The following is a 12,389-nucleotide window of genomic DNA, read 5'->3' on the forward strand; positions in this document are numbered from 1 at the left end:
AAATATGGTGTTATTGAAAAAGTAACAGAAACGAACTTTATTAATACTATTAAAAAAGTAAGGCATAGAGTTGAAATAAATAAATCTACAAATAAAATTATTAATTATGAACGTGAAGACGTTATTAATGAACCATTAATTTGAAATAAATTTGATGAATACCAAAAAATAATAATTAAAAATTATCAATAAAAATACGTTTAGGCCTATATACAAGGTCTAAACGTATTTTTACGAAATAAAAGTGAGAAACTCGGGAATAACAAGTAAAAAATACTCATTTTAAACTTTTATCACTATATTATAGTGATAAAAGTTTTTGAAAATGAAAAACTGAGAAACTATTTAATTTTTAAGGTGTATAAAAACTAGCTTAAATGCTAGTTTTTATATAACTTTAAACTTCTAATTGTTTTTTAAGTTTTGAAGTGTCAATAAGTTTTTTTGCTAATATAAAATCTTTTGTGACAAAACCTAATGATTTTTTAGCACTTATAACTACAAAAATTGATAAAAATGCTAAAATCATTGCTAATCATACTTCTGCATAACTAATTTTACTTAATGATTCACCTTGTGAAATAATTTCAAGACTTGATACAGAAGTTTTTGACTCAGAAGGTTTAGATAAAAGTACTAAATTAATCCTTTTTACTTCAGCGGGTTGTAAAGAAATAATAAAGAATAATAAAATAAATATTATTGGTATTGTTCAAAATAAAATTCTAAAATACTTATCTGCATTGCTTTTATTTGTATAAATTAAAAACAACATAAATAAGATTATAAAAATGTTAATAATACTTAAAACAATAACAATTGAGTTCATTGAATTAAATAAAGTTCATAAACTATTTGTTTCAGATAATTTTAATTTTTCTTCAAGAGTATATGATTGTGATATATCACCAGAAGAAATTCAATTAAGTTCTGTTTGTATTCTATCACTCAGTTTAAAGATTAAATTTAAACTAATAACTAAAATTGAAAATGAAAAAATTAAAAGTGTTATTAATAAAACCTTACGTTTTAAATAATTATTTTGGTATTTTTCTGTTTGTTGAGTATTTGTATACATTTTAATTTATTCTATCTTCTGTTTGTTTGTCAAATAAGTGAATTCTTGATTCAATAAATTCTACGTAAACTTTTGAATAAAGTTCAAATTCTTCACTATTTGAAGCATTAACAACAAATTCAATTTCATCATTTATTTTTACAACAATTAATTGATCCTTACCAATTAATTCTATGTTTGTAATTTTACCTTCAACAGAGTTTGTGACTTTTGTATTTGAAATTCTTAAATCTTCACTTCTAAATCCAACAATTAATTCTTGGTTTTCTTTAAGTAACGCTTTGTTTGATTCACTTAAAGAAATTTCAATTTTTTTTGAACCATCAACAATAACTTGATTACTAAATTTTGCATCAAAGGTATTCATTGTAGGAGAACCGATAAATTTAGCAACAAAGACATTAGCAGGTTTGAAATATAAATCTTTCCCCTTACCACTTTGTTGAATTTTACCATCGTTAAAGACGACAATTTGATCACCCATAGTCATAGCTTCAAGTTGATCGTGTGTTACATAAATACTTGTTGTATTAAGCATTCTGTGAATATTAACTATTTCACGTCTCATACTTTCTCTTAGTTTAGCATCTAAGTTTGAAAGCGGTTCATCCATTAAGAAAACTAATGGTTTTCTAGCGATAGCACGACCAATTGCAACACGTTGACGTTGACCACCAGATAAATCACGAGGCTTTCTATATAAATAATTGTCAATTCTTAAAATTTTAGCAACATCCTTTACACGTTTATCAATTATATCTTTTCTTTCTTTTGCTATTTTAAGACCAAAAGAAATATTATTATAAACATTCATATGTGGATATAAAGCATATGATTGGAAAACCATTGCAATATTACGTTCATTTGGTAAAAGGTTGTTATATCTTTTATTGTTGAATAATAAATCACCTTTTGTTATTGAGTTTAAACCAGCAATCATTCTTAATAGTGTAGTTTTTCCACATCCAGATGGTCCTAAAAAGATACAAAATGTTCCCGGTTTAATTTCAAGATTAATATTTTCTAATGTGTAATTTTCATTACCTTCATATTTTTTTGATAAATTAACTAATTTAATATGAGCACCTTGATTTGAATTATATATTTCTCCAACTTCAGATAACATTTTATCTAAGTCAATAGTTTCAAAACCGGTTTCAATATCACTTGATAATAAATCTTGTTGTGTGTCTTGTATATTTTTCATATTATCCTTTCACCGCTCCATCGCTTAATCCACCAACGATGAATTTTTGTAAGTACATAAATAATGCAAAGGCAGGAATTGAAGCAAGTAATGAACCAGCTACATATGCTCCTTGATTTACGTGTTTAGGTTCAGCTGTAATAAATGTATCTAAACCAACTGCAAGTGTTTTTTCTGAATTTTCTACAATAATAAATTTCGGCAAGATAACATCGGTAAATGGTGTTAAGAATGATCATAAAGCTACCATAATTAACGCTGGACGAATTACTGGAAGTAAAATTTTAAAGAATAAACCTCAGTTTGTACATCCATCCACTTTACCTGAGTCATCTAATTCTGATGAAATGGTATCTAAATAACTTTTTAGCATAAATGTATTACTTGAAATTGCTCCACCAGAATAAATTAAAATCATCATAGCATGCACAGGTACGCCTAATTCACCACCCATTTTAATTAATAAATATAATGAAATAAGTGCAGAAGTTGCAGGAATCATTTGTAACATCATAATTATTGTTAATGAATGTCTTGATCCCACAAATTTGAATCTTGAATAAGCATAAGCATTTAAAGCAACAGCAATTGTTGAAATAATTGCAGTAGGCACAGCAATTAAAAGTGTATTCATGTATCAACGACCAAAGAAACTTCTTTCAGAGGTAAATAAGTATTCGAAGTTGTCTCAACCAAATTGAAAAGGAGTTACACGTAAAACTTGTTTATTTGCTATGTTAAACGCTGATAAAATAAGTGTAGCAATTGGAAATAAAATAATAATTGCTCAAAAAATTAGAATAATGTAATTAAAAAATAATCAAATAATTTCTCACATTGTTGGAGGTTTAGAGTCAGATTCATTAAATTTTAATCTTTTTGGCTCTAGTTTATGTTTTTTAACTTTTAATGAATTAAAAGTTAATTTGTAAAATAATTTTCTCTTTAATGTATCTAACACTCTTAATCCCTCCTTGACATAGATTTAATAAATCCACGAGCACCGATACCAATACTGAATAATGATGCTAATGTTGTAAGTGCGGCTGCAAATGAACGGTTTCCTTCAAATTGAACTGAACCTTGTGTTAATTTGAACACTCATGAAATAATAATATCTGTTGATTGTTCACCAAAGGCTGAAGTTTCACCAGCAAAAGCAGGGCCACCACCTGTAAATATAGAAATTGTTGTAAAGTTATTAAATGCACCGACAAATTGTCCAATTAGCATAGGAGCAATTGATAAAAGCAGTGAAGGTAGTGTTAAATGTCAAAATAGTTGTCTTCCTTTTGCTCCATCAACAGCACCAGCTTCATATATATCTTTTGAAATTGATTGTAAGTTACCAGTAACAAGCATAAAAATTCATGCATAAGCAATTCATGTTTGTACTAAAATAACTAAAATTCTTGCTCTGTTTGTGCTATCAAGTCAGTTTTTAGCTTCAGAAATAATACCTAACTTTAAGAAAATCAAGTTAATCAATCCTTGATCACCACCAGCAAACATACTACGTATAAATGTAAGAGTAACAAAGGCTGGTATTGCTCATGGAATAATATAAATTATTCTAAAGACTTTTTTAAATTTAATTCTTTGATTATTTGTTAAAACAGCCATCATAATACCAACTGACATTGGTATTAATGTAGAAGTAATTGTTCAAATAATTGTTCAAGAAATAACTCTACTTAATGATTTAAATAAATTATTGTTTCTAAATGTTCATCAGTTTCCTCATTGTTTTAAACCAACTCAATTAACTGATTGCTGTGGTGCTTCATGTAAGTAACCATAGTTAGTAAATGAAATTAATACCGAAGTAATAATTGGAGTTGCAACAATGAAAATCATTAATACTCAACCAAGTAATGATATAACTCATGGAAAACCAGAAGTGTTTAATCATCTTTTGGTATGCGTTCAAGAACTTGGTCTTGATCCATATTCTAAGAATTTTGCAACTCTATATGCACCTATTGCTGAAACAGCAAAATACACAATTGCAAAAACTAATAAAATAACGGATATAACTCCACCAAAAAGATAAAGTCTGGCATCAGGGAAAATACCTCTGTTAAAATCATGGTACCTTGCCCCGAGATCCCTAAATCCTATAACACCTTCCATTTGACTTCAATAAAAACCAAATGAAAAGGGTATGATAACTGCCCAGAAGAATACTGTAATACCAAGCATTATTCAACCTTTTAATTTTTGTTTAAATAAAAGTATTTCAGATAAACCTGGTAAAAATAAGTTGATAAAGAAAGCAATTCAACGTAGATTTTTCATACATTCAACTGGAATTGATTTTTGAGCCTCTGTGATTTTACTTTCATAAACTTTTTTATTTAATTTTCTTTCAGCGATTTCTCTTAATCAACTAGTTTTTAAAATTTCTTTATTTGATTGAATTTTTGACTGCAATTTCGCTTCATTAATCGCTTCTTTTTTATAAATTTTAATTTCTATAATTTTATTTTTGTATGCTTGTTTAGAAATTGTTTTGTTTTTTAATTTTTCTTTAAGTTGTTGTTTTTCTTGTTTGAAGTTATTTAAAACTTCTTGTTTAGTTTTTGTAAAACTTTGCTTTTCAATTTCATATTGATTTTGTGAAATTAATTTTGAAAGTTGATTTTTAGCTTGAATTTTTTCGTTTCTAAATTTTTGTCTAGTTACTTTTTCATCAATAAATCAATCTTTGAGCGCCTTTGCTTCTTCAAGTTCATAAAAACCTTGATAAGTATATTTTTTATGACTTTTTCCAAGCAATTCTTTATATTGTGATTTAACTATTAAATTACCTTCTTTAACTGCTCTTTGTTTGTTAAATCAATTTAAATGAACCTCAAAAGCGTTTGTAACTTTATAGTTATCTATGTTTTTAGAAACAAATTCTTTAAAAGTTTCTTGAAGATTTGCTAATTTTTGTTTAAGTTCTTCTAATGATAAGTTTAAATTAAAATCAATATTATCACTCATTAATTTTTCATATTTTAAGTAATTATATAAATCTTTATAAACCGAAATTAATGATTTAATTTTTTGTTCTTGTTTTTTAACCTTATAAACTTGTTTAATTTTTACAACTTCTTGATTAGAATTTGCAATTATAGAATCAACTTTTTCTTTATTTTTAGCTTCGATTGAACGTAATTCTTGTGCTTGTTCATCGATTTTTTGATTTGCTTGTTTTTTAGTTTCAATATTTTTTTGTTTTGCTAAAGCTACATTTGAATTATATTCATATTCTAATTCAAGAATTTTTTGTTTTGTTTGTAATTCAATATTGTATTTTTCTTTTAAATATAATTCTTTTTCTAATTTATAAGTACTGTTGTATTTATCAATTAATGAATTTTTTTTATTTAAAAGGCTTTGTCTTGTTTTTTCTAGTTTATCATAGATTTTTTTGAAAAAACCGCTTGCTTGATCACCTAATTTATTTAACCAAATAATTTCAATTGGTAATAATTTGTTTTTTATTAATTCGATATTAAAATCAGTATTTTTAATGCTTGTTAAGTATATTAATATAATATTGTAAATTGTGAATTTTTTAAATAAGTTAGTTTCATCAAAATTGGTTTTTGATGTTAAATCTTGAATGCTTTGTAATTTATATTCTAAATCATCAGCAGTGTTTTCTAAAGAACGCACAAAATCTTTTGCATATTTTTGTACTTCTTTTTTTTGTTTTTTAATTTTTTTAATTTCGAACCTTAATAAAGATTCTATTGAATTGGCATATGATAATTTTTTAATCGAATCTTGTAATACAGTAATTTTGTTTTTATATGCAATTTTGTGACTGTATAATTCTCTTTTTAAATTATCTTGTAATTTTGTACGAGCTCTTAAAAATAAGTCTTTATCAATTTTTTCCTGAGCTTTTATTTTATCATTTGCTCTGTTATAAATATTTTTAACTTGCTTTTTATAAGCTTTTATATTACCAACTGTCTCTGGTAATAATGCATCAAAAGATTCGCCGTATCAATTATAAAGTTTTAATTGTTTCATAATTATCTGCTCTTTCCTTTGTGTATTTTATACATTTCAAAATCATGAATTTTTCTCTTTGCATAATACTGAAATGTAACTATAAATAGCATTACAATTATACAACAGGAAATTATTGTGATTAAAGAACCAACAGTAATTTTTAAAGTTGAATAATTTTCAATCCCTAAATAAAATGGTAAACCTGCAAAAGTTATAAAAACTACTATTCATGAAATAAAGAAGAAATAACCTACTTTAATTTTGTGTCTTGCTAAAACTAAATAAATCATAAAGAAAATAATTGTAAAAGTATTTGCTAAGTATGATAAAAGAGTTTTAAGAGTAACATTTGAAGCGTAATCATTAATTTCTTCTTGTGTCATATTTTTAGTTAAATTTTCATATTCTTGTTTTGATAAACCATAACCAAATGGAATCAATATTCATAGAACAAGCACTGCCGAAAGCAGTGCTAGTAAGCTAATAAATATATAAAATTGAATTTTTGAAATATTTGTTTTATATTTTAATAACATAAATTATTTTTGAGTTTATTTTGTTAATGGTGGTAATGAAACATTTACACTACTGTTTCCTGATTTAATTGTGTTAATTTTTTGAACCATTGCATCATTAATTATTTCTTCCATTGCAGCAACATATTTTTCAAATGTATTAACGCCTTTTTGAGCTAATACTGGGAACTCAGAAATTTTACCAAATGAAAGATCATTCATAACTTCTCATACAACTTTAAATTGTGGGTTACTGTTATCTAAACGTGAATCTTGTGTTATGAATCTTCCTACTCCATTATCTTTAAGTCCTTTTGTAGATGTAATAACATTAAGTAATCTTGTTGAAGTACCAAATGAATCACTTTCTGCGAAGATTTCTGCTATTTTTTTGTTTGTTACATTTTCTGCAATTGTTCCATCTTTTTTAGTAGCATTTTGGTTTTGTAAAATATTTTCCACAAATTGTTTTGTATATGCTGTATTAAAGTATCCATTAAAGTATAATTCTGCAGCTCTTTCAACTTGTGCTACATCAACTGTTGTTTTTGCAAGATCTTTTGATAGTTTTTTAGCATTTTCTTTTACAGCATCATAAAGTTTTTTAATTTCTGCTTCAGAATTTGGTGATTTAATTGCTTGCATAATTCTGTTGTATACAGCATCTCTTTGTGAACCTTCATCACCATTTACACCAAAAATAGCTTTTTCAAGTTTTCTTAAATGGAATGAAAGTGGTGATTGTTGTAAATCTGGATTTGCGGCAACTACACCATCTTTAAGTTTATCTTGACCAACTAATCATTGTTCTAATTTACCTGATGCTTCAATTCTACCAGCTAAGTCATCAATATTAGTAATACCTAAAATTGCAGCTAATGCATTTCTTAAATCAACTGAATCTTTAAGTTTTGTTTTTAACTCATCATTTTTTGCTTTAATTGCTGGTTTTTTAAGACTTTCAGCATCAAATAATTCTAATGCAGCAACTTTAGTAATGTTTGCATCATTAAGAGGATCTTTACTTGTATCTTTTGATCAACCTTCGTATTGTCTGCTTGATAATGTGTTATATGTTTGTAATTCTGCTGCTAATGTTGATTGCATTTCAGCAAAGTTTTGGTAACCTAAACTTTTTGCTAATGAGTCATATTGAGAATTTTTTGCATTTTTTTCTTCTGTAAATTTATTGTTAATACTGTCTTGTAAAGTTTTTGCAAAAGGAATTTTTGAATCTTGTGAGAAATATGCGTAATACGAATCTACTGTAAAGATTTGATCTAAAATATCTTTAATTGCTTGAACTCTTTCTTCGCTTGCAGCGTTATTTCTTGCATTAATTGCATAACTTCATGAACCAGGACCTTGGATAAATTGGTATTTTTTATTTCCTTCTTCATATGAGTAAGGTACAGTAAAGAATGATTTTACATTAGCAAATTTTTCTGAGTTTTGTGCATCTCATGAACCAATTACAGTGTAATTAAGTTTTCCTGATTTCATTAATTCAAAAATCTTAGCTTGTGCATCGCCAACATTGTTTTTCATTGTTTCTCTAAGATCTGATTGACTAATACCTTTTTTAGCCCAAACAGTTTCATTATATTCAGCTGCATTTTTTACATAAGCCGCTTCATATACTGGATAGAAAATTTGTGAGTAAATTTTAAGTGCTTGTTTAAATTTATCATGGTTTTCATCAGATTTAACAAAGATTGATGAGACTTCACCATTTTTGCTGTATAAAATGTTTTTAATTAATTCTTCTTCACCTAAACCTTTAAGAGCACCAGCTAAAAGACCATTTCCAAATCAGAAATCTTGGAATCTAAATAATGCTTTCCCTTGCATAACTAATTCTTTTAAAGTATCTGTTGATTCATTTAATAATTCAGCACGAGTTGTTGCTTCATCTTGATTCGAAACTAAAATCATACCTTCTTTGTTGTGTCTAATTGCTGCTAAACGAGAAACTGGTCTATTTTGTCCATCATTCGAAACACCTCTAATGCTTCCAAATTCTTTCATTTCTTGTTTATCTTCTTCACTAATATTTAATTTTTGTGTTATATGATCAAAAATTCCATTAAATTTATCTGAATCAAGAAATGTTATAACACCACCTTGTGCTAAATCAGCAAGTCTGTCTTGTGGTGCATATAAAATATCAGAGAACTCCCTTGCTGTTGCACCAGTTGTTCCTGAATCTAAAGCGTCAAATACCCCTTTATCAATGAAATTTAGTCTGTATCCTTTTTTATATGAATCTGTTTGTTTAAATAATTCTTCTACTTTGTTATAAAAATCTTTTTGAACTCCATCCTTAGCGATATAAATATCTTTTGAAGTAGCAACTCATGATTCATTTTCTCTGCTACCGCATGAAGCAGCAATTCCTAAAAATCCAGCAGTACCTAATATACTTGCAGAACTTAAAATTAAATTTCTTTTTTTCATTTTTACTCCATTTTAATTTGTAATATTTTTATTTATTCGAAAGCCAATTCATTTTTTTGATAAGCTGTTGAAAGGAAAATAATAGCCAAAGGCGCACTAAAAAAACCTAAACTTAATAACACACCTACAATCCCAATCCATTTATTGAACTCAGTTTTATTTAATATATAAAAGATATGTAAACTAAAAAATAAAATTGACAGATAACAAATACCAATAACAGAAACAATAATCCGGTATTCATAACCTTGTAAAAGTTTAACAATTGCAACATTAACTGTATATCCTTCATTTATTAAATTGTTTACACCAAGTGAAATTATTAATAACATCACAAAATTAATAATATTTGCAAATGTTAAAAATAAGTATTCTAGTATTTTTGGTTTATATCTTCTTTCTATAGGGTACTTACCAAGAAATAAGTATCTTAACTTCGTTCTAAACGATAATTTTTGATTAAATTTTGTATTTTTCATTTTCCTACATATAATTTTATCAAATATAAAAACATAAATAAAGTAATTGACCTTTTCTTATATTTATAACAATATAATTTACCTTGATATATCAAGTAAATATATAATTAAGATTATAAAGTAATAATGCTTATTTTTTGTAAAAATAACTAAAAAATAGACCTTTTTAGCAAAAATATTATATTTGTTTATTTAATATATTTATAAAATAAAAATAAAATTTATGAAAGCATTTTCATAAATTTTTAAAAAATAATGTTTTGATATTTAATTTTGATAATATTAAGCGCTTAATTATTTATGTTTTATAAGAAAAACAGCGTTTTTATTGTTGGTTTCTAATTTTATTTGACTTTTTTGTGGTTGAATTGCTAAACCTCTTTTAATTAAAACTTTCTCAACAATATAATCTGATTTTAGATTAATTGTTGAATCAGCATCTCAATTAGAATAAGTTATTAATAAAAATGTTCCATCTGGATTTTTTCTTAATGTGATTTGATTTTGTGAGATATTTTGTGATGATGCAAAATCAATAACTTCTATTGGATTTGCAATATACTCTATTTTTTGTTCTCTTATAGATTCATATTCTTGTCTTAATTTAATAAGTTTAGAAACTAAGTTATAAGAAGAATCAGGATTTTGTAAAATATCTTCTACATAACCTTCACCAATTGAAGCTTTTGGTGAAATAAAATTTGGATTTTCATTTGAACCAGGATCTCTTCTGTCTTTAAAAATAACATTTTTTGTATCATCTTTTCAATATCAGGGTTCACGCACATTAACATCTGGTGCTTTTGGTGCTCCTTGCATTAATATTTCGTTGCCATTGTAAAGAATTGGATAACCACCACGAGAAAGCAATGAAAATACTGCGCTCTCATAAGCATTTCTTTCATTTTGAGTTAATTTATGTGGTGTTACTGTTGCTTTAGAACCATTTTGAGCTTTATAATGATTGATTCATCTTTCAACATCGTGATTATCTAAAAAAGGCATTCAATGATGTGTTTTCTTATTTTCGATTAAACTTTTTAAAACATTAATTTCATTTTGTCAATCAATCGAAACATCGGTTTTATATTTTCATTTGGTTCCATCTATGACTGAATCAAGACCATCTTTTTTATCAAAAAAGTCACCTCAAAAATTTTTTGATTCTGCTGGATCTTTTCATCATTCACCAAACATAAATGCTTTTTCTGATGATCTTTGATCTTTATCATCTTTATAACCGTTTTCTGCTGCTTCTCTTCATTTAATAAATAATCTTTCAAGATCATAATCTGAACCATAAACTTTTTTAGAATTATTTCGATCAAAATAATGATAAAAAGCATCATAACGAAAACCATCTACACCTTTTTTAGCTCAAAATTCATGTATATCACTAATTTCTTTAACAACTTTTGGATTTTTTAAATTTAAATCTGGCATCCCTCCTCAAAACGTTCCAACTCACCTAAGATTTTCTAAATTTTTTATTTGTTGTGGTGTTAATTTATAATTAATAAAATATTTTAAAACATCAGAACTTCCTTCACTAGGGTACGGATCTTTGTCTTTTTCATAAAAATTATAATATTCTTGATATTCTTTATTACCTTCAAGCGCTTTTTGAAACCAAGGGTGTTCTAATGAAGTATGATTAAAAATCATATCCATTACAACTTTAATTCCATGTTTATGTGCTTCTTGTAAAAAATCATCAAAGGCTTGCATTCCACCAAGTTCTGGAGCAACATCTGAATAATCAATTACATCATATCCATGATAACTAGATGCAGGGTGTATTGGAGATAAATAAAGAGTATCAATCCCTAAGTTTGAAAAATAATCTAAATTATTTTTCAAACCAATAAAATCCCCAATCCCATCACCATTTCCATCTGCAAATGAATATACAGTTATTTGATATAAAACATTTGAACTTTTAGTATTTTTATTAAATGGTGCATTAAATTTTACTTCTTGTAATTCATCAGCATATGTTAAATTTGTAAAGTTCTTCTCTTTTATACTTTTTAAAAAACTATCATCACTTCAGTTTTTAAGTTTTTTAGTTTTTGATAACTTTTTATAATATTCAGATGATTCAATTTCTTGCGCACTAAAATTTTTTGTTCTCATTTCGTCTTTTTCTGTTTTACAACTTACTGCAAAAAGTATTGTACTAAGTGGTAAAAGTAACATTTTTGATTTAAATCACATTTTTAAATTATTCTTCATATAAATAATTTTACTTTATTTGAGACTTTTTTATTAAAACATATCTAAATAAATCTAAAAAAATTATTTATGCTTAAAAAGCATAAATAATTAAGACAAATAGATATATAAAACTAAATTATTTATGGAAATACTTACTTTTAAAAAAGTAATAAAAAAGAAGCAGCTTCCTATTTTCACCGTTAGGCTATCGTCGGCGTTAAGAGGCTTAACTACTGAGTTCGGAATGGAATCAGGTGAACACTCTTGCTATTGCTACTTGCGAAATATATTTTAACATAATTTTTTAATTTATAATAATTTTTATTAAAAATTTTTGAAAAAATTTTCTTCGTCTTCTTTTTCTTGTTCTGAGTAAAATTGTATTTGTGTGATATTTTTATGTAATTCATTCATATTGATTTCAT

Annotated in this window: 9 protein-coding genes and 1 rRNA gene; 1 reads left to right on the forward strand and 9 read right to left on the reverse strand. The window is 26.0% G+C overall.

Annotated elements, in window-relative coordinates:
• Positions 1-192, forward strand: a 192-nt coding sequence (locus tag BU00_RS05170; protein WP_036458684.1) for a hypothetical protein, incomplete at its 5' end; no start/stop codon positions are given.
• A gap of 205 nt (positions 193-397) precedes the next feature.
• On the opposite strand, the gene BU00_RS0100225 is transcribed toward BU00_RS05170, so the two are convergent.
• The 9 genes from BU00_RS0100225 to rrf form a co-directional block, all read right to left on the reverse strand.
• Positions 398-1,078 carry a hypothetical protein gene (locus BU00_RS0100225; RefSeq protein ID WP_027120983.1) on the reverse strand — a complete coding sequence of 227 codons (681 nt, stop codon included), beginning with the start codon at positions 1,076-1,078 and terminating at the stop codon, positions 398-400.
• Position 1,079: 1 nt separating this feature from the next.
• Positions 1,080-2,285 carry an ABC transporter ATP-binding protein gene (locus BU00_RS0100230; protein WP_027120984.1) on the reverse strand — a complete coding sequence of 402 codons (1,206 nt, stop codon included), beginning with the start codon at positions 2,283-2,285 and terminating at the stop codon, positions 1,080-1,082.
• A 1-nt stretch (position 2,286) separates the two neighbouring features.
• Complete coding sequence (locus BU00_RS0100235) at positions 2,287-3,246, reverse strand: sugar ABC transporter permease (RefSeq protein WP_027120985.1); 960 nt, start codon at positions 3,244-3,246, stop codon at positions 2,287-2,289.
• A gap of 2 nt (positions 3,247-3,248) precedes the next feature.
• A complete protein-coding gene (locus BU00_RS0100240; RefSeq protein ID WP_027120986.1) occupies positions 3,249-6,314 on the reverse strand; it encodes an ABC transporter permease subunit in 3,066 nt (1,021 codons plus the stop codon).
• 2 nt (positions 6,315-6,316) lie between these two features.
• Positions 6,317-6,736 (reverse strand): hypothetical protein, encoded by a 420-nt coding sequence (locus BU00_RS0100245; protein WP_245579597.1) that lies wholly within the window; start codon positions 6,734-6,736, stop codon positions 6,317-6,319.
• Positions 6,737-6,847: 111 nt separating this feature from the next.
• A complete protein-coding gene (locus tag BU00_RS04325) occupies positions 6,848-9,268 on the reverse strand; it encodes a hypothetical protein (RefSeq protein ID WP_036458688.1) in 2,421 nt (806 codons plus the stop codon).
• Between the two features lie 32 nt (positions 9,269-9,300).
• Positions 9,301-9,747 carry a hypothetical protein gene (locus BU00_RS0100255; RefSeq protein ID WP_027120988.1) on the reverse strand — a complete coding sequence of 149 codons (447 nt, stop codon included), beginning with the start codon at positions 9,745-9,747 and terminating at the stop codon, positions 9,301-9,303.
• A 294-nt stretch (positions 9,748-10,041) separates the two neighbouring features.
• Positions 10,042-11,982, reverse strand: a complete 1,941-nt coding sequence (locus BU00_RS04330; protein ID WP_051521822.1) for an alpha-amylase family glycosyl hydrolase — start codon at positions 11,980-11,982, stop codon at positions 10,042-10,044.
• 157 nt (positions 11,983-12,139) lie between these two features.
• Positions 12,140-12,245, reverse strand: a 5S ribosomal RNA gene (gene rrf / locus BU00_RS0100265).
• Between the last annotated feature and the right edge of the window lie 144 nt (positions 12,246-12,389).

The sequence above is a fragment of the Mycoplasma leonicaptivi ATCC 49890 genome, assembly GCF_000622205.1.
GTDB lineage: Bacteria > Bacillota_I > Bacilli_A > Mycoplasmatales > Metamycoplasmataceae > Mycoplasmopsis > Mycoplasmopsis leonicaptivi.